Below are 18,356 nucleotides of genomic sequence, written 5' to 3'. Positions count from 1 at the left end.
CAGCGTCATGAAGGGTTTGGACACGCGCCTGTCGCGTCGCGGACTCGTCGTCGGCCTGGCGGCGCTGACGGCGTCCTGCGCCACGGGAAGCAAGCGGGGCGCGCCCGTGGTCGCCCAGGCGCCGGCCCCGCTGGTCGTGCCGACCGAACCGCTCGCCGTCCCGCCGCCTGTCGTGAAGGTGCAGTTCGACCCGCTGGGCCTGATCCGCAAGCCGCTGCTGGACGGCGGCCTGGAGGCGCTGAAACGGCACGAGGCCAGGATCCCGACCAAGGACCAGATCTATCTCGTCGACTTCCAGCAGCATTCCAGCCTGCCGCGCCTCTATCGCCTGGACCTGGCGTCCGGCGAGGTGACCGCGTTCCGCACGGCCCACGGCAAGGGTTCGGACCCGGCCCACTCCGGCTTCGCCCAGCGCTTCTCGAACGTGATGGATTCCAACGCCTCGTCGGTCGGCGCCTATGTCACGGCCGGTCCGGGCATGGGCGCCAAGCACGGCCCCAATGTCCTGCTCGACGGCCTGGAGCCGACCAACAGCGAGGCGCGCGACCGGGCGATCATCATCCACGCCGCCGACTACTGCGAGCCCGAGTTCCTGGCCCGCGAGGGCAAGCTGGGCCGGTCCTACGGCTGCTTCAGCGTCAGCACCGCCGACCTCCAGACCCTGCGCCCGATCATGGGCGAAGGCCGCCTCCTGTTCGCGGCGGCGTAGGCATCTATCGCCCGTCATCCTCGCGCCTGTTGCGAGGACCCATGCGTGATGAACCAAATGAAAAAGGGCGCGGAACGATCCGCGCCCTTCTTGCTGTTCGCCGTGTTCACGGGGCCTCGCGACGAGCGCGAGGACGACGGTTTAAGGGCTACCCCGCTCCGTACATCGACATCACGTCCCGGCGCATCGCCGCGCCGCTGTCCGGCCGGCTGTAGAACATATGGCCGCCGGGATAGGAGCGCAGCTGCACGCGGCCCGGCGCGCCCATCGGCGGCAGTTGGTCGACCACCGTCTTGGACACGAAATAGGGGCAGCTCAGGTCGTTATATCCGTGGACGATCATGACCTTCATCTTCGGGTCGTTGGCCAGGGCCAGACGCAGGGCCGAGACCGACTCGATCGTCTGCAGGCGGTCCTCCCAGGCCTGGTTCACCGCGCCGTTCAGGGCTTCGTAGCGGCCGTCGACCTTCCAGCCCACGACGCGGGTGGTGAAGTCGACCATGGCGCTGGTCGTCGGCGCGATCAGGGCGTCCAGGATCGGGTCGCCGCTGCGCTGGTTCACCGACCAGGGGAAGGGATCATAGGCGGTGACGTTGGAGTCGTACCAGCTGCCGATCCGGCCTTCGCCCTTGTAGAGTTCACGCAGGAAGGCGCGGCTGTCGACGCGGCCGCCCATCTCGCGCACCACGTCCGGACGCAGGCCGGTGTAGGCGGTGACCTTGCCGACCATCCGGTCCAGGGCGGCCTGGTCGCTGCGGCCCTTCATGAAGTCGGTCAGAAACTCGCCGCGGACGTAGCTCTCGACCTCGGCCATCTGGGCGTCGTTCAGCGTCTTGCCCTGGCGCTCGTAGTTGGCGGCGGCCATCGAGGGCAGGGTCATGGCCCAGGGGATCGGCGAGAAGTCGCCGCCGGCCCAGCTGGTGCCGTCGAAGAAGGGCGAGACCAGGATCACGCCGTTGACCCCGACGCCCAGCTCGGTCTGCAGATAGTGGGTCAGCCGCGGGCCGCGGAAGCCGCCGTAGCTCTCGCCGGTGATGTACTTCGGCGAGGTCATCCGCTCGTTCTTGAGCAGCCAGTCGTAGACGATGCGCGACAGGTACTCGATGTCCTGCTTCACGCCGAAGAAGGCCTTCTTGCTCTCGTCCGGCCCGACCAGCGAGCGCGAGAAGCCGGTGCCGACCGGGTCGATGAAGACCATGTCGGTGAAATCCATCCAGGTGAACGGATTGTCGTGCAGGACGGCCGAGTCGGACGGGGCGTCGCCCTGGGCGCCGAACTGGACCCGCTTGGGCCCGATGGCGCCGAGATTCAGGTAGACGCTGGCCGCGCCGGGGCCGCCGTTGAAGGCGAAAGTCACCGGTCGGTTCGGGTTGCGGGGGCCGTCCAGGACGTAGGCGGTGTAGACCACCTCGGCGATGATCTTGCCCTTGGCGTCGCGCACCGGCAGGGCGCCGACGGTGGCGGTGTAGTTCAGGACCTTGCCGTTCAGCCGTGTCGACTGCTTCACCGAAGCCGGCGCCGGGAACGGCGGCAGGTCGGTGTCGCTCTTCTTGTCCTTGGCCTCGGCCGCCGGCGTGTCCGCCGCCTGCGCCGCTACGGCGAAACTCCCCATCGCCAGCGTCGCCGCCAGCCCCAGCACACCCAGAAACCGCAAGTCCGGACCCTCCCGAAAACAGAACTCGGGACCGTACTCCGGAGAGGCGGGGAAGCAAGTAGCTCGATCCTCCCCCGTGGGGGAGGGAGACCGCCCGTAGGGTGGTGGAGGGGGCCAAAGGCGCCCGACCGCGGCGAGGAGTCGATGGCCTTGGGTCCTCTCCACCATGCTTCGCCCAGCCCGCGACAACGTCGCGGGCGTTCTTTGCGGTGATCGCCTCTGGCGATCACATACGCCGCGCAGGTGCGCGGCGTCGCTCATCACCCCCTCTCCCATCGGGAGAGGAAGTTCTAAGCCGTCCCCTCCGCCACCGCGGCCAGTCGGGCGTAGGCGCCGCCCTTGGCCTTGAGCTCGGCGTGGCGGCCTTCCTCGACGATGCGGCCCTTGTCGAACACCAGGATCCGGTCGGCGTTGCGGATCGTCGACAGCCGGTGGGCGATGACGATCGTGGTGCGGCCGGCCATCAGCTCGTTCATCGCCGCCTGGACGTGCAGCTCGGTCTCCACGTCGAGTGAGCTGGTCGCCTCGTCGAACACCAGGATCGGCGCGTCGGCCAGGAAGGCCCTGGCGATGGCCACGCGCTGGCGCTCGCCGCCCGACAGCTTCACGCCGCGCTCGCCGACCAGGGTGTCGTAGCCCTTGGGCAGCTTCTCGATGAAGCCGTCGGCGTGGGCGCGCTTGGCGGCCAGCCTGATCTCGTCCAGCGTGGCGCCCGGCCGGGCGTAGCCGATGTTCTCGGCGATGGTCCGGTGGAACAGCGCCGGGTCCTGGGGCACTACGGCGATGGCCCGGCGCAGGCTGCCCTGGGTGACCTGGGCGATGTCCTGGCCGTCGATGGCGATGGCGCCGCCCTGCAGATCGTAGAGCCGCTGGATCAGCTTCACGAAGGTCGACTTGCCGGCGCCGGTCGCGCCGACCAGCGCCACCTTCTCGCCCGGCGCGATACGCAGGCTAAAGCCGTCGTACAGCGGCGCCTCGGCGCTCTTGTAGCGGAACGAGACGTGGTCGAAGACGATCTCGCCCTCGGCGGCGGCGAGCGGAATCGCATCCGGCGCGTCGGCCACCTGGGGGGCCATCAGGGCGTAGTTGGCCACGTCCTCGACGTCGTCCAGGCCCTTCTGCAGCATCCGCACGTTCTCGCCGATGTTCCGCAGGTAGCCGCTCATCAGCATGAAGGTGGTGATGGCGAAACCGATGTCGCCGGCGGTGGCCTGGCCCTTGACCCACAGGTTGACCAGCAGGCCGGTCATGCCTGCCTGCAGCAGGACCATGAGCACGTTCTGCATCACCCAGACGTCCATGAACCGGCCCCAGGTGATCTGGACGGCGCGGCTCCAGGCGCCGGTGATGCCGGCGAAGCGGGTCTCCTCGCGCGTCTCGGCGCCGAAGGCCTTCACGGTCGGGTTGGAGGTGATGGCGTCGGCCAGGGCGCCGCCGATGCGGCTGTCCAGGGCGTTGGACTTCAGGTTGGCCTGGCGGACATAGACCTTCACGACCCACAGGTTCAGCACCAGGAAGCCGACGACCACGGCAAGCGACAGGCCGCCGATCAGGGGCCACTTGAAGGCCATCTGGGCGGAGAGGCCGAACAGCACCAGCAGCGCCGGGCCGAGCCACAGCACCACGGCGTCGGACACCGAATCGTAGCCCCACATGGCGCGCGAGATGCGGCGGACGGTGGCGCCGGCGAAGGTGTCGGCGTGCCAGTCGGACGAGAAGGCCTGTACGCGCCGGAAGCCCTCGTTGGTCATCTCCTCCATGTTCCGCGCCGCCAGCGGGTTCCAGAAGCGGAACGCGATGTTCCGGGTGACCACGAAGGCGACATAGACGCCGACGAACAGCGCCCAGGCCTTCCAGGCGGCGTTCGTGTCGCGCGCCGGATCGGCGACGGCGTCGATCAGGGTCTTGGCGGCGGTCGGCATCAGGATGTCGAACCCGACCGCGACCAGCATCAGACCGGCCGAGCCGAGCAGCAGCCAGGGTCGGCGCAGCCAATAGCCGCCGATGAAGGCCATGACCTGGCCGTTGGAGAGCACCCGACCGCGGGTCTCTTCCTCGTCTTCGTACTGTTCACTCATGGAAAAACCTCAGGCCGCCCAGATAGGGGCGGGGTCGGGCCGGCGCGAGGGGCCGTGGCGAGATTGTGGCGGCGAGCGAGGCTTTCGGGTGACAGGGGGTGAAGGGGACATGCACCTTCGGAGCATGTTCCCGGCTATCCCGAGCTCGGCCCCCCGCGGATACTCCGTGCGTGGTTCGAGACGCTCGCGGTGCTCGCTCCTCACCATGACGAATGCAGAGCTCGTCATCCTGAGGAGCGATCCCTCAGGATCGCGTCTCGAAGGACGCAGAGCGTTGGGCGCATGTCCCCCGCCGTTCCCGCCTATCCCTTGCCGCCGTTCCGCTTCTTCTTCCGTCCGCCGCCGAACGGCCGCCATCTCAGGAACCAGATGATCGCCGGGCCGATGATGGGGGTGCGGAGCAAGGGGCGGACCGCATGCGGGCGAGTCTTCAGGAAGCAGACCACGGCGATGATCCAGAACACCGTGGTCGGCATGTAGGGCACGAACAGGCCGACGGTGCCGGTGGCCAGCATGGCGACGCCCACCGCGTCGAGCACGCGGTGCGACAGGCGCGAGGGACGCTTACGATCGGGGGGAGGACTCGCCATCGGCCTACAATGCGACGAGTTCGCATCTGGCGTCACTAGGCGGTTTCGATTTGGAGCGATCCGGCGCGACGGCTATCCATGCGGCATGACCACGATCCTGCCCGACGCCGCCCCGACCAACTGGGTGGACCGGTATGCGCCGCCGCCGCTGCGGCCCTGGCTGAAGCTGGGGCGGTTCGACCGGCCGGCGGGGATCTGGCTGCTCATGCTGCCGGGCTGGATGGGCGTGGCCATGGCCTGCGCCATGCAGGGCAAGGCGCCGGACCTTTGGCTGTTCCTGCTGATCTTCCTGGGCGCCGCGCTGATGCGCGCGGCCGGCTGCGCCTACAACGACATCGTCGACCGCGATATCGACGCCAAGGTCGCCCGCACCGCGATGCGGCCGCTGGCGTCCGGCCAGATCAGCGTCAAACAGGCCTGGGCCTTCATCGTCGGCTGCTCGCTGGTCGGCCTGGTCATCCTGCTGAGCATGAACCTTTGGGCGATCGGCCTGGGCGTCGCCTCGCTCGGCCTGGTGGCGGCCTATCCGTTCATGAAGCGGATCACCTGGTGGCCGCAGGCCTGGCTGGGCCTGACCTTCAACTGGGGCATGCTGCTGGGCTTCGCGGCCGTGGCGGGCGGCCTGAGCTGGGGCCCCGTGCTGGTCTACGCCGGCCTGGTGTTCTGGACCCTGGGCTACGACACCATCTACGCCATCCAGGACATCGAGGACGACGCCCTGGTCGGGGTGAAATCCTCCACGCGCCGTCTGGGCGCCAACCTGCGCAAGGGCGTTCTGGCCTTCTACGTCCTGTGTTTCCTGCTGGTCATGGCCGGCGCCTGGGTCGGCGGCATGGGGCCGCTGTTCCTGCCGCCGGCGGCGCTGCTGGCGGTTCACCTGTCGCGCCAGGCGGCCAAGGTCGACGCCGATGACGGCGTCGGCGCCCTGGCGCTGTTCAAGTCGAACAGCATCGCCGGCCTGCTTCTCGTGATCGCTTTCGCCGCCGGCGCCTGGAAGCCGATCGGAGGCTTCTAGAACGGCCCGTTCGGGTAGACGCGCTCTTCGAGCACTCGGTTCAGCGTCGCGATGCGGTTCTGGTAGCTGCGCGCCAGGCAGGCCTTGTTCGCGCCGCAGGTCCGGCGGTTCCGCAGCCAGGCCTGCTGGTCGTCCATGATCGCGCCCCGCGAGCCCATCGGCACGAGCCGCCGGGTGATGTCGTAGAGCAGGCTCATCCGCACGTCCTGGTCGTTCAGGGCGCGGTCGGCGCAGATCGCCTTCTCGTCGGGGCTGCGGGCCTTGTTGCAGTCGAAACTGGCCGCGTTCGCGGCGCCGGCGGCGAGGGCCGACGCCAGCAGGGCGGCGGCGCAGAGGGGGATGCGCATGACTTTCCTCCGGAACGTGACGCACCGTCACCCTACACTTCCCGGCGGCGAAGTGAGATGCTTCCGTCATGGCCGTCGCATCGCGCGTGAAACCGAAGGACTTCTTCACCGACGAGGAATGGGCTCCGCTGGCCGCGCGCTCGTCCTGGTTCGGGTTGTGGCTGGTCGCTCATGCTTGGCTGACCATCGTCGCGGCGGGCGCGCTGTTCGTCGTCTTTCCGAACCCGCTGACCTTCGTCTTCGCCGTGATGGTGATCGGGGCGCGGCAGCTGGGGCTGGCGATCCTGATGCACGAGGCGGCGCACGGCTGCCTGCACCCGAATATCAAGGTCAACGACTGGGTCGGCCATTGGCTGTGCGGCGCTCCGACCAACGGCGATCTGCAGCGCTATCGCGACTACCACCTGCAGCATCACAAGTTCGCCCAGCAGTCCGAAGACCCTGACCTGAGTCTCTCCAGGCCGTTCCCGACCACCCGCCAGTCCCTGCGGCGCAAGATCATCCGGGACCTGACCGGCCAGACCTTCTTCAAGCAACGGATCAAGCCGACGATCGACGCCTTCGCCCAGGGGCGGAAGAAGGGCGTGCCCGCGAGCAAGATCGCCAAGGGCGTGCTGAACTTCTGGAAGCCGTTCCTGATCACCAACGGCGTGCTGATCGTCGCGACGTCGGCCGCCGGATACTGGTGGGCTTGGCCGGTGCTGTGGCTGATCCCGATGGCGACCTGGTATCCGCTGGTCACCCGCCTTCGGAACATCGCCGAGCATGCGCTGGTCGGCGAGAACCAGCCCGACCCGCTGCGCCATGCCCGTACGACCCGCGCCGGCCCGATCGCCCGGCTGCTGATCGCGCCCTACTACGTCAACTATCACTGCGAGCATCACATGTTCATGCATGTGCCCTGCTGGAACCTGCCGAAGGCGCATCGGCTGCTGAAGCGGAAGGGCGTGCTGGACCGGATGCTCTATGAGCCCGGCGGGTACCTGACGGTGCTCAAGGCGGCGTCGAGCCGCGAGACGGCCGCGGCGGCCTAGTCCCGCCGAAGCGCGTGCTTTAGGACGGTCGCGATGATCCCCGACCGCCGCGCCTTCATCGTCGAGAACACCCGCCTGCAGGCGCCGCCGCATACGCCGGAGCTGACGCTTCAGCTCGCGGACGAGGTGACGGCGATCTGGCGGCTGACCGAGGAGGAGCTGGAGAAGATCGGCCTGCCGCCGCCGTTCTGGGCCTTCGCCTGGGCCGGCGGGCAGGCGCTGGCCCGCTACGTCCTGGACCATCCGCAGGTCGTGGCCGGCAAGCGGGTCGTCGACTTCGCCACCGGCTCGGGCATCGTCGCCATCGCGGCGATGAAGGCCGGCGCCGCGGGGGTGCTGGCCGCCGACATCGACGTCTTCTGCGGTGCGGCGGTGGCGCTGAACGCCGAGGCCAACGGTGTGGCCGTGGACTTCACCGACACGAACCTGCTGGACGCCGCGCCGGCGGAGGACGCCGAGGTCTTCCTGGCCGGCGACATCTGCTACGAGGGGCCGTTGGCGCGCCGGGTCCTGGAGTGGCTGGGCGCCGCTCGGGCGCGAGGGGCGACGGTGCTGATCGGCGATCCGGGGCGGACCTACTTTCCGAAGGACGGTCTGGAGAAGCTGGCCGAGTACCAGGTCCCGACCACGCGTGAGCTCGAGGACTATGAGGTGAAGAAGACCAGCGTCTGGGCGATGCCGTGATCCTGGCGGCGCTGGCGGGCGGCCTGTTCGGTCTGTTGCAGCCGCAGGGCGGCGACGCCGCGGCGGCCGCACGGGCCAACGCGGCCCGGGCGCCGCTGGAGCAACGGCTGCGCGAGCGCGGCTTCGCATCGGGTTCGGCGGTCCACATCCGCATCTTCAAGGCCGAAAACCGGCTGGAGGTCTGGCTGAAGCGGGGCGACCGCCACCAGCTGTTCGAGACCTATCCGATCTGTCGTTGGTCCGGCCGGCTGGGGCCGAAGCTGAAGGAGGGCGACGGACAGTCGCCCGAGGGCTTCTACGCCGTGCCGCGGGAGGCCCTGAATCCGAACTCGACCTATCATCTGTCCTTCAACCTGGGGTTCCCGAACGCCCATGACCGGGCGCTGGGGCGGACCGGCTCGTTCCTGATGGTGCATGGGCGCTGCGTTTCGATCGGCTGCTACGCCATGACCGATCCGGCGATCGACGACCTGTGGGCGCTGATGACCGCCGCCTACGAGCGCAGACAGGCGCGGGTGACCGTCGACGCCTTTCCGTTCCGGCCGACCGAGGCCAATCTGCGCCGTCACGCCCGTGACCCCAACGCTGCCTTCTGGAATGACCTGGCGGCCGGGGACCGGGTCTTCACGACGACGGGCCGGCCGGCGGCGGTCTGGAGCTGCGCGGGCCGGTACCGGATGACGTCCGGGCCGGGCTGCACCGCTGTTCGCACGGGCGGTTGACTCAGTCTATGTGGTGTGAACAAATAGTGAACATTGATATCGAGGTGTGGGATGCGTGAAGACGGCAAGGTCGACTATGTGGAGATGTTCGGCGGTGCCTTGCCGGAGACCAAGGCCTTCTACGCCAAGGCGTTCGGCTGGGCTTTCACCGACTACGGCCCGGGCTATGCGGCCTTTGACGAAGGGCTCGACGGAGGGTTCGACGCCGAGGGCGCCAAGGCGCCGCTGGTGATCCTCTATGCCCACGACCTGGAGGCCATGCTGGCCAAGGTCGAGGCGGCCGGCGGCGCCGTGGTCAAGCCGATCTTCAGCTTCCCGGGCGGGCGGCGCTTCCACTTCCGCGATCCGGCCGGGACCGAGCTGGCGGTGTGGAGCGAGGGGTAGAGAGCCGCTCGGCTCCCGGGGCTGAAGGCTGTTCTGGCCGTCGGTTGACGGAGCGAGGGAAGGGCGATCCGCTAGGCGAAGTCTTCATGGACCTAGCAGGTAGGAATGCTGTCGCTTCTTCTGTCGCTCGCCTTCCAGGATCCGCTCGCCGACGAACTCCTGCGAGTCCAGGTGTATCCGGGCGCGTGGGCTCAGGCTCTGTCGGCCGCCGATCAGCGGGAGATTCGGCGGGAAGATGTGCGGAAGGTCGCCTGTGTCGGACAGGTGGGGACCCACATGGTCTGCTCCTGGGAGCAGCGGATCGACGGGGTCTGGGCGACCTATTACCAGGTCGGCGACGTCAGTCAGGCGGAGCGTCCGCGGTTGTCGCCCGGGGAGCGGCGGCGGGAGGCGATCTCGGAGCGGTGAGCACCGCCGGTCGCCCGTCCCCGGGAGTGTCGGTCACGCCTTGTCGCTATCTCCGCCGCGTTTCAGGCGGCGGTATCGCGCGGGCAAGGATCTGAGCGCGTGGAACAGGACATAGACCGCCCATAGGACGCCGGGCCCGCACAGCAACACCAGAAGCCCGATGCGAAGGGGACCGTCGAGATCGAAGCCGATGTCGACAGCAGCACAGAGGGCGGCGCCGACCCAGAGGGGCCAGAGCACGTCGACGTTGTTCAGGCCGATATGGAGCGGCTCATCGTAGAGCTTCCTGAGAAGCTTCGCGTGATAGTCCCGCAACCCGTTCATTGGCCCGTCCCCCACGGCTCGGCGGCATCCTATAGAGGCTTGCGAAGGGTTAGCGAGGGGGGACCGGAGCCGCTCAGCCGTTGCGTGAGGCGGCGCGCCGATTGAAGCCGGTCTCGTTTCCGCGCAACTTCCGAACAGACAGGCCCGACGGTCAGGAACGGAGATCTGCGACATGGCCAAGCTCGTGTTCGGGATGAACCAGTCGCTGGACGGCTACGTCGATCATGACCGGTTCGGCCCCAGCCCCGTGCTTTTCCGCCACTTCATCGACCAGGCGCGCGAGCAGGCAGGCAGTCTCTACGGTCGCCGCCTCTACGAGATCATGAGCTACTGGGATGACGAGCATCCCGAATGGGGCGAACCTGAGCGCGCGTTCGCGGAGGCCTGGCGGAGCCAGCACAAATGGGTCGCGTCGCGCACGCTGACCTCGGTCGGCCCCAACGCCACGCTCCTGGGGCCCGACCTGGGAGCAGAGGTCCGCCGACTGAAGACGGAGGTCGAGGGCGAGATCGAGGTCGGCGGGCCGGTCCTGGCGCGGGCCTTGACGGACCTGGGCCTCATCGACGCCTACCGCATCTATCTGCATCCCGTCGTGCTAGGCGGCGGCAGTCCCTATTTCGCCGGCCCCCGGCCGCCGCTCCGTTTCGTCGCCAGCGAACAGATCGACGAGAACGTGGTGCGGCTGACCTATACGCCGGCCTGACGACCGATCGGCCGGGCGGACATGCTTTTCAGAGTTTGGACGGATCGAGCCTGGCCAAACGCTCTCGGCGCTCGGCGTAGCGCTCCCCCAGAGCGGCGGTGCTCAGGAAGATCTCAAGCATGCGCTCGGCCGTGTCGGCGTCGGTGAGGTCCGCGCCCAGGACCAGCATGTTGGCGTCGCCGTGTCGACGTGCGCCGAGGCTCTCCTCGACGGTGTGGAGCAGCGTCGCCCGGATGAAGGGAAAGCGGTTGGCCGTGATGGCGACCATCTGCCCGCTGCCGCAGATCCCGACGGCGAAATCGGATCGGCCCGCCTGGATCTCCGCCGCCAGCCGCACCGCATAGTCCATCGCATCGACCCGTTCGACGTCGCTGTCGGTTCCGCGGTCAGTGACCGCGTATCCGTTGGCGAGCAGCCAGGCCTTCAGCCGCGTCTTCAGGGCGACGCCCCGGTGGTCGGCGGCGATCGAGACGGGCTTGTCGGTCAGCTTCTGGGTCATCGGTTCCGAAGGGGCATATCCAGCGTCACGGTCGGCGCCTGCTACAGCCAATCACCGATACTGGCTACCGGGCGATCGAACGTTCAAGGCGGCTGGCGGCTGCGGATCGGCCGCGCGGGTCCGCCTTCATGAGACCTGCGCTGGCCATAACCTCGCAGCGCCCGAGGCTTTTGCGTTCCGGCCGGGCGCCAGGAGCTCGAAGAGCGCCGTCGGACAAGACTTTCCTTGCATCGACCGTCCGTCTGCCCCCTTTATCCGCGCCCATGCGTCTGAGGCATATCGAAGTCTTCCACTCCGTCTACGCGCACGGCTCCATCTCGACCGCCGCGCGGGCGTTGAACGTGTCCCAGCCCTCGGTCTCCAAGGTGCTCAAACACGCCGAGGATCAGCTGGGCTTCAAGCTGTTCCGGCGGGTGAAGGGCCGGCTGGCCCCGACCGACGAGGCGCACGCCCTGTTCCGGGAGGTGAAGGAGGTCTTCGAGCGGCTCGACTCGCTGAAGCAGGCCGCGCGCAACCTCAAGACCGGGGAGGGCGGCCACATCCGCGCCGCCGTGCTGCCCGCCCTGGGCCTGGGCATCGCGCCAGAGGCGGTGGCCCGTTTCCGCGCGGCGCATCCGACCGTGACCTTCGACTTCCGCACCCTGCATTACGACGAGGTGCTGCGCGGCCTCTATGAGCACGAGGTCGACATGGCGCTGGCCTACGACGCCATCCAGCACCCGCGGATCGCGCATTTCCAGATCGGCGCCGGCGAGCTGATGATGATGTTCCCGCGCGGCGAATTCGGCCCCAATCCGCCGGAGCGTCTCGATCTGAAGCTGCTGGAGAGCAAGAACTACATCGGCTCCGGTTCGACCGGCCCGGTCAGCGAGCTGTTCTCGGCGGAGGTGGAGGCCCAGGCGCTGACCATCAACGAGCCGATCACCAGCTCGACCTTCTACATGGCCGCCTCGATGGTGCGGTTCGGGGTCGGCGTGGCCGTGGTCGACGAGTTCACCGCCCGGTTCGAGGCCTCTGAGAAGATCGACTTCCGACCACTGAGCAACCCGCTCCGCTTCGGCGTCTACTGCATGCACCTGGAGGATCGGCCGCTGTCGAACCTGTCCCAGAGTTTCACCAAGGTGATGGCCGAGGTGCTGGCGGAAAGGGCGGGCGGCTGAGTCTGCTCATTTGCGGGCGCCCCAAGGGTTCAGCGCCATGTAGATATCGAAATGGAGTCGATTGGCCGTGTCGACGTCGCTCTGGTCCAGCAACTGGGGCATGAAGGTGATCGGCAGCCCGGCCGCGCGGATCGTCTGCATGAGGGTGGCCGAGAGATAGCGCCTGCCGCCGAACATGCCGAGCAAGCCGAAGAAATGTTCGTCCTCGTCGATTGGCTTGAGAACGAGGCGTTTCCAGACGCCGGTCCCTTTGATCGCTGGGTTCATTCGCGGCGGATCGGTCAGGCTGAAGGCGGGCGCGTCGGATTGTTCCCAGTCAACGCAGTCGATCCGTCGCCAGCAGTTCATCCACCAGTAGCCTTCCCGGATTGTCGCGACCGCCTGTTCATGAACGATGTGGGTGACTTCCACCGGCAGGAACTCGCAGTCCTTCATCAGCGGCTCGACAACGACTTTGAGCCGGTCGGAGACGAAGTGGACGCCGTTGGAGTCCTGCAGCAGGTCCGGCAAGGGCCTGTCCGGTTCGAGGACGCAATAGGCCGTCAGAGCGGGCGACGGGCGGGAGGCTAAAGACGTCATTGTTTCCCAGGGCAGGGTCCAGGAAAGGGCGTCGAGAGTGACGTTGACATCGCCGAACGACCGAGTTTGGACCGGATGATACGTCGCCTGTGGATCCCGGACATCGAACAAGGCCGTCGTTCGATCCTTCATCTGGATCAGATAGGCCGAGTTGTCGCTTTCGCTCATAAGGCTCCCCCGACGCTGCGGGCCATAGCTTTTCTTGCTAGCACAACTCCGCTTCTGAATTCGACGCAGCGGGTCCTCGCCGCGATGGTCGCGCCCGACGACGAAACGGACGGCGCGAGCATTCGATGATCTCTTCTCCCTACCTGCTGTACCTCGGCGCGGCGACGGACCCGCTGGCGGTCAAGACGGCGCGCGGCGTCGCCGAATGGCGTCCCGAGACCTGTATCGGTCAGCTGCGCCTGCCGGGCTGCGAAGTGACCCTCGGCCTGGAGGATGTCGCCATCGACGAGGCCGTCCGGCGCGGCGCCCGGACCCTGATCATCGGCGAGGCCAACGCCGGCGGCGTGCTGAGCGCGGCGGCGATCCCGGTGATCGTGGCGGCCCTCGACGCGGGCCTCGACGTGGCCAGCGGCCTGCACCAGCGGCTGGGCGACGTTCCGGCGGTCCGCGAGGCCGCCGAACGCAACGGCCGCCGGCTGTTCGACGTCCGCCAGCCGCCGGCTGATCTGGTCGTCGGCAAGGGCGTTCCGCGGGCCGGGATGCGCCTGCTGACTGTCGGCACCGACTGTTCGATGGGCAAGATGTACACCTCGCTGGCGCTGGAGAAGGCGTTGAGGGCTCGCGGCGTGGCGGCTGACTTCCGCGCCACCGGCCAGACCGGCATCCTGATCGCCGGCGACGGCATCGCGGTCGACGCCGTGGTCGCCGACTTCATCTCCGGCGCGACCGAGCGCGTGTCGCCGGCGCGCCATGACGGCGGCTGGGACATCATCGAAGGGCAGGGTTCGCTGTTCCACCCGTCCTACGCCGGCGTGTCGCTGGGTCTGCTGCACGGCGCCCAGCCGGACGCCCTGGTGCTTTGTCATGAGCCGGGTCGTCCCCACATGCGAGGCGTGCCGGGTCATCCGGTTCCTGGCCTGAAGGAGACGCTGGAGCGCAACCTGGAAGCCGCGCGGCTGACCAATCCCGACGTCGTCGCCGTGGGCGTGGCGTTCAACACCTCGGCCTACTCCGACGCGGAGGCCGCGCGCCTCTGCGCCGAGGCGTCCGCCGAGCTCAACCTGCCCTGCCAGGACCCGGTCCGGATGGGCGTCGACCAGATCGTGGACAAGCTGCTGTCATGTTTCGAAGCTTCGCCGTCTCTCGCCGCCGCTGGCCGCTGAAGGCGCCCTTCCGCATCTCGCGCGGGGTGAAGACCGCGGCGGAGACGGTGATGGTCGAACTGCGGCGCGGCGACGTCGTCGGGCGGGGGGAGGCCGTGCCCTATCCCCGCTACGGCGAGAGCGTCGACGGCGTGGTCGCCCAGCTGGAGACCGTTGCGGCGGCCTTCGAGGCCGGCCAGCCGGACGCGGCGGTGACCGCCCTGCTGCCGGCCGGCGCGGCGCGCAACGCGCTCGACTGCGCCCTGTGGGACCTGCGCGCCCGCGAGAGCGGCGTGTCGGTCGCCGCGGCCACGGGCCTTGCGCGACCGCCGCGGTTGGAGTGCGCGGTGACCGTCAGCCTGGATGAACCGGAGGCCATGGCCGCCGCGGCCCGCGCCTGCGCCGACGCGCCGCTGGTCAAGGTGAAGCTCGACGGCGATCTGGTGGAACAGCGTCTGCTCGCCGTAGGGCAGGCGGCGCCTCGATCGAGGCTGATCGTCGACCCGAACGAAGGTTGGACCATCGACATCCTGCGCGAGGTCTCGTCCCTGCTGGCGCGGCTGAATATCGCTCTGATTGAGCAGCCGCTGCCCGCCGGGGACGACCACGCGCTGGAGGGTTTCGACCCGCCGGCTCCGGTCTGCGCCGACGAGTCCGTGCACACGGCCGACAACCTGGCGACGCTCAAGGGACGCTACCAGGCGGTCAACATCAAGCTCGACAAGACAGGGGGGCTGACCGAGGCGATCGCCTTGCTGGGCGCGGCTCGGCGCGAGGGTTTCACGGTGATGACCGGCTGCATGGTCGGCTCGTCGCTGGCCATCGCCCCGGCGCTGCATATCGCCGGAGCGTCGGATGTCGCCGACCTCGACGGGCCCTGGTGGCTGACCGAGGACTGGCCCGGCGGGGTGCGGCTTGAGGGAGGCTGGATGACGCCGCCGGCTGCTGGATTTTGGGGAGAACCCGGCTGAGTTGCATAGCCGTCGGCTATGCCTTTCGGAAGGCTCTGAAAGGCTTGGGTTATTGGCGGCTTGCGGACGATTGAGGATGTTCCGGGCGACGGCGGCGAACAGGGTGGAACGCTCGGCGCCGCGATATGGATAGGGGGTAGGGGCATGGCCCACACGATCATCAAAAGCCTGAAATGCGCGCTGCTGGCCGGCGCTTCCGTGGTCGCGACCGGCGCCTGGGCGCAGGAAGCGCCGGCCGCGCCGGAGTCGACCGAGGTCGAGGCGATCACCGTCGTCGGCAGCCAGATCAAGGGCGCCAAGATCGACACCGCCCTGCCCGTGAGCGTGGTGGGCGAGGACGACATCGTGGCCACCGGCGCGGTGTCCGGCGACGAGCTGTTCCGCTCGATCCCGCAGGCCGGCGACGTGCAGTTCCAGGAGGCCCGCACCACCGGCAACCTCAATGACGCCCGTGGCGACGTGGCCTCGCTGAACCTGCGCAGCCTGGGCACCGGCAATACCCTGACCCTGCTGAACGGCCGCCGCGCCGTCATGCACCCGGGCACCCAGACCGAGAATTTCGTCCCGGTCCAGACGCCGAACACCAACGCCCTGCCGGTCGCCGGCATCAAGCGGGTGGAAGTCCTGCGCGACGGCGCCGCGGCCATCTACGGCACCGACGCCGTGGCCGGGGTGGTCAACAACGTCCTCGACACCCGCTTCCAGGGCCTGCGCATGGAGGCCCAGCTCGGCGGGTCGGAAGGCACCGGCTACCGCGAAGGCTCGTTCAACGTGAAGGCGGGCCGGCGCTTCGGCGACGACACCCGGGTGACCTTCTTCGGCAGCTACACCGGCCGCAGCCGGATGAACGCCAGCGAGCGCGACTACGCCGCCAGCGAGGATCACCGCTGGCAGATCGAAGGCACGCCGTGGGCGGGCAACACCACCTTCGACAGCCGCTCGACCTCCAGCCCCTGGGGCGCCTTCACCGTCATCGGCGCGCCGGGCGTCGTCCGCCAGAACGGCACGGCCCTGACCGCGTCGGGCCTGTTCCACATCGAGCCGACGTCGAACGTCGGCACGGGCATTCCGGCCTGCGCCAGCGGCGCGTTCGGCGCCGGCGGCGATCTCTGCATCAAGTCGGGCAGCATCACCGGCGCCAACACCCGCAACCTGCGCTATGACGAAAACCCCGATCGGACCCTGAAGGGCGGCGTCGAGCGGGCCAACCTGTTCGCCACGGTCGAGCACCAGCTGACCGACGAGATCGAGTTCTTCGGCGAGGCCGGCTACTATCACGCCCTGTTCACCGGCAGCCGCGAACAGTCCGCGCCGGTGTCCTCGGCCCCGATCTCGATCCCGGCCAACAGCTACTGGAACCCGTTCGGCCCGACGATGCTGAACGGCGCGGTCAATCCGAACCGTCTGCCGGGCCTGACCAACGTGCCGACCGCCGGCCTGGCGATGAACATCACCAACTACCGGCCGGTCGACACCGGCCCGCGGACCTACACCGTCACCGACGACAGCATCCGCCTGCTGGGCGGCCTGCGCGGCGAATGGAACGGCTTCGACTGGGAGTCGGCGGTCGTCTACTCCAAGGCCCGCACCAAGGACATGACGCACAACGCGATCAGCAACACGCTCTTCCAGGCGGCGCTGTCGCGGACCGACGCCACGGCCTACAACCCGTTCAACGGCGGCAGCCAGGGCAACTACTCGCTCGGCGACGGCACGCGCAACAGCCAGGCGACGATCGATTCCTTCCTGATCAACGTCTACCGGATCAGCGAGACCTCGCTGGCCATGATCGACTTCAAGGTCTCCAAGGCCGACCTGTTCGAGCTGCCGGCCGGTCCGGTCGGTCTGGCGGCCGGCGTCGAATGGCGCCGCGAGACCTATGACGACGACCGTGACAGCCGTCTCGACGGCACGATCAAGTACACCAACAAGGTCACCGGCATCACCTACGACAGCGATGTCCTGGGGGCGAGCCAGTCGCCGGACGTCAGCGCCGACCGCGACATCTCCTCGGCCTACGTCGAGCTGGCCGTTCCGGTCATCGGCCCGGAGATGCGGATCCCCTTCGTCGAGGAGGTCAACATCCAGCTGGCCGCGCGCGACGAGTACTATTCCGACTTCGGCAACGTGCTGAAGCCGAAGTTCGCCGTGCTGTGGAAGGTCGGCCGCGGGCTGTCGCTGCGCGGCTCGGTGTCCCAGAGCTTCCGGGCGCCGAACCTGCCGCAGTTCTACAGCGACGGCACCACCGTCTCGAACTCGCGCACCGACTACGCCGCCTGCCGCATCAACGGCACCACCTGCACCTCGACCAGCACCCTGGAAGTGCGCAGCGGCAACCAGAACCTGAAGCCGGAAGAGGCCGACAACGCCTCGGTCGGCGTGGTCTTCCAGCCGGACTTCATCCCGCCGGAAGCCGGCCGCGTGACCTTCACGATGGACTTCTGGTCGATCCGCGAGAAGAACGTCATCGGCATCCTGGGGGCCAACAACCAGATCGCCTACGACTACCTGCTGCGCCTCAACGGCAGCTCCAACCCGCAGGTCGTCCGCGACAACACCACCCCGGGCATCGTCGGACCGATCCTCTACGTCGACGACGTCTATCAGAACCTGCAGCCGCGGATGGTCCGGGGCATCGACTTCTCGCTCGACTACGACCTGAAGACCGACTCCTGGGGCGACTTCGGGGTCAAGCTGAACGTCGCCAAGCTGCTGCAGTTCGACCAGGCGCCGAGCCCGATCGAGCAGACCCTGATCGACGCCATCAAGGGCGGAAAGCTGCCGGGCCTGACCGTCGCGTCGGCGGGCAACCAGATCCAGCTGGACGGCTTCCCGGAGTTCCGCGGCACGGCCTCGTTCAGCTGGCGCAAGGACGGCTGGGGCGCGGGCGTGTTCGTGAACCACGTCGGTCGCGTGTTCGACACCAGCCCGGCGCAGGTCGATGGCAAGTACTTCCCGGTCGAGGCCTGGACCACGGTCAACCTCTACGGCCAGTACGCCTTCAAGGACGGCATGATGGACGGCTCGACCATCCGCCTCGGCGTCCGCAATATCGAGGACAAGGACCCGCCGGTGACGTCGAGCAACTTCGGCTACAACGGCGCACTGCACAGTTCCACGGGTCGGTACTGGTACGCGAGCTTCAGCAAGCGTTTCTAAGACGCTGAAGTCCTGGGGAGGGTCGT

General features: G+C 68.3%; 19 protein-coding genes. 12 read left to right on the top strand and 7 right to left on the bottom strand.

The annotated features are described in order from the left end of the window. The first annotated feature begins 7 nt into the window (after positions 1-7). Entirely contained in the window at positions 8-709 is a 702-nt protein-coding gene (locus tag CSW64_RS18400; RefSeq protein ID WP_099623462.1) for a murein L,D-transpeptidase catalytic domain family protein, read from the top strand. A 148-nt stretch (positions 710-857) separates the two neighbouring features. Here CSW64_RS18400 and CSW64_RS18395 read toward each other — a convergent pair whose 3' ends face one another. The 3 genes from CSW64_RS18395 to CSW64_RS18385 form a co-directional block, all read right to left on the bottom strand. Next, positions 858-2,363, bottom strand: a complete 1,506-nt coding sequence (locus CSW64_RS18395) for a S10 family peptidase (protein WP_245863764.1) — start codon at positions 2,361-2,363, stop codon at positions 858-860. A 290-nt stretch (positions 2,364-2,653) separates the two neighbouring features. Further along, entirely contained in the window at positions 2,654-4,441 is a 1,788-nt protein-coding gene (locus CSW64_RS18390; RefSeq protein ID WP_099623461.1) for an ABC transporter ATP-binding protein, read from the bottom strand. A 302-nt stretch (positions 4,442-4,743) separates the two neighbouring features. Then, positions 4,744-5,031, bottom strand: a complete 288-nt coding sequence (locus CSW64_RS18385; RefSeq protein WP_099623460.1) for a DUF454 family protein — start codon at positions 5,029-5,031, stop codon at positions 4,744-4,746. Positions 5,032-5,116: 85 nt separating this feature from the next. Here CSW64_RS18385 and ubiA point away from each other — a divergent pair, with 85 nt between their 5' ends. Continuing rightward, on the top strand, positions 5,117-6,046 hold the full coding sequence (gene ubiA, locus CSW64_RS18380; RefSeq protein WP_099623459.1) for a 4-hydroxybenzoate octaprenyltransferase: 930 nt from the start codon (positions 5,117-5,119) through the stop codon (positions 6,044-6,046). Here the strand turns inward: ubiA and CSW64_RS18375 are convergent. Continuing rightward, positions 6,043-6,393, bottom strand: a complete 351-nt coding sequence (locus tag CSW64_RS18375) for a lysozyme inhibitor LprI family protein (protein ID WP_099623458.1) — start codon at positions 6,391-6,393, stop codon at positions 6,043-6,045. The two genes, ubiA and CSW64_RS18375, sit on opposite strands and share 4 nt — an antisense overlap. 68 nt (positions 6,394-6,461) lie before the next feature. On the opposite strand from CSW64_RS18375, the gene CSW64_RS18370 reads away from it, so the two are divergent. The 5 genes from CSW64_RS18370 (at position 6,462) to CSW64_RS18350 (ending at position 9,625) form a co-directional block, all read left to right on the top strand. Continuing rightward, entirely contained in the window at positions 6,462-7,427 is a 966-nt protein-coding gene (locus tag CSW64_RS18370; protein ID WP_099623457.1) for a fatty acid desaturase family protein, read from the top strand. A gap of 33 nt (positions 7,428-7,460) precedes the next feature. After that, complete coding sequence (locus tag CSW64_RS18365; protein WP_099623456.1) at positions 7,461-8,111, top strand: class I SAM-dependent methyltransferase; 651 nt, start codon at positions 7,461-7,463, stop codon at positions 8,109-8,111. Next, complete coding sequence (locus CSW64_RS18360) at positions 8,108-8,833, top strand: L,D-transpeptidase family protein (RefSeq protein ID WP_099623455.1); 726 nt, start codon at positions 8,108-8,110, stop codon at positions 8,831-8,833. Before CSW64_RS18365 ends, CSW64_RS18360 begins: the two co-directional genes overlap by 4 nt. 51 nt (positions 8,834-8,884) lie before the next feature. Next, positions 8,885-9,217 (top strand): VOC family protein, encoded by a 333-nt coding sequence (locus CSW64_RS18355; RefSeq protein WP_099623454.1) that lies wholly within the window; start codon positions 8,885-8,887, stop codon positions 9,215-9,217. 105 nt (positions 9,218-9,322) lie between these two features. Continuing rightward, positions 9,323-9,625 carry a hypothetical protein gene (locus tag CSW64_RS18350; protein WP_099623453.1) on the top strand — a complete coding sequence of 101 codons (303 nt, stop codon included), beginning with the start codon at positions 9,323-9,325 and terminating at the stop codon, positions 9,623-9,625. 33 nt (positions 9,626-9,658) lie between these two features. Here the strand turns inward: CSW64_RS18350 and CSW64_RS18345 are convergent, their stop codons facing one another. Next, on the bottom strand, positions 9,659-9,949 hold the full coding sequence (locus tag CSW64_RS18345) for a hypothetical protein (RefSeq protein WP_099623452.1): 291 nt from the start codon (positions 9,947-9,949) through the stop codon (positions 9,659-9,661). A gap of 172 nt (positions 9,950-10,121) precedes the next feature. On the opposite strand from CSW64_RS18345, the gene CSW64_RS18340 reads away from it, so the two are divergent. Then, positions 10,122-10,652, top strand: coding sequence for a dihydrofolate reductase family protein (locus tag CSW64_RS18340; protein ID WP_099623451.1), 531 nt, complete (start codon positions 10,122-10,124; stop codon positions 10,650-10,652). A gap of 28 nt (positions 10,653-10,680) precedes the next feature. On the opposite strand, the gene CSW64_RS18335 is transcribed toward CSW64_RS18340, so the two are convergent. Next, positions 10,681-11,151 carry an RpiB/LacA/LacB family sugar-phosphate isomerase gene (locus tag CSW64_RS18335; RefSeq protein ID WP_099623450.1) on the bottom strand — a complete coding sequence of 157 codons (471 nt, stop codon included), beginning with the start codon at positions 11,149-11,151 and terminating at the stop codon, positions 10,681-10,683. A gap of 263 nt (positions 11,152-11,414) precedes the next feature. Between CSW64_RS18335 and CSW64_RS18330 the strand changes: the two genes are divergently transcribed. Beyond that, positions 11,415-12,311, top strand: coding sequence for a LysR family transcriptional regulator (locus CSW64_RS18330; RefSeq protein ID WP_172448621.1), 897 nt, complete (start codon positions 11,415-11,417; stop codon positions 12,309-12,311). 6 nt (positions 12,312-12,317) lie between these two features. On the opposite strand, the gene CSW64_RS18325 is transcribed toward CSW64_RS18330, so the two are convergent. Further along, positions 12,318-13,058 carry an imm11 family protein gene (locus CSW64_RS18325; RefSeq protein WP_099623448.1) on the bottom strand — a complete coding sequence of 247 codons (741 nt, stop codon included), beginning with the start codon at positions 13,056-13,058 and terminating at the stop codon, positions 12,318-12,320. Between the two features lie 125 nt (positions 13,059-13,183). On the opposite strand from CSW64_RS18325, the gene dgcN reads away from it, so the two are divergent. From dgcN to CSW64_RS18310, 3 genes are all read left to right on the top strand, one after another. Beyond that, a complete protein-coding gene (gene dgcN, locus CSW64_RS18320) occupies positions 13,184-14,221 on the top strand; it encodes an N-acetyltransferase DgcN (RefSeq protein ID WP_099623447.1) in 1,038 nt (345 codons plus the stop codon). Beyond that, the gene (dgcA, locus tag CSW64_RS18315; protein WP_099623446.1) at positions 14,179-15,171 is read left to right on the top strand and encodes an N-acetyl-D-Glu racemase DgcA; all 993 of its coding nucleotides are present in this window, start codon (positions 14,179-14,181) and stop codon (positions 15,169-15,171) included. The genes dgcN and dgcA overlap by 43 nt, the downstream gene beginning before the upstream one ends. Before the next feature lie 144 nt (positions 15,172-15,315). Continuing rightward, a complete protein-coding gene (locus tag CSW64_RS18310; RefSeq protein ID WP_099623445.1) occupies positions 15,316-18,330 on the top strand; it encodes a TonB-dependent receptor domain-containing protein in 3,015 nt (1,004 codons plus the stop codon). The last annotated feature ends 26 nt before the right edge of the window (positions 18,331-18,356 follow it).

Origin of the sequence: Caulobacter mirabilis, assembly GCF_002749615.1 — a bacterium.
GTDB classification, from domain to species: Bacteria; Pseudomonadota; Alphaproteobacteria; order Caulobacterales; family Caulobacteraceae; genus Caulobacter; species Caulobacter mirabilis.
Note: the sequence above shows the minus strand (reverse complement) of the source record. Positions and strands in the feature narration are given on the sequence as shown.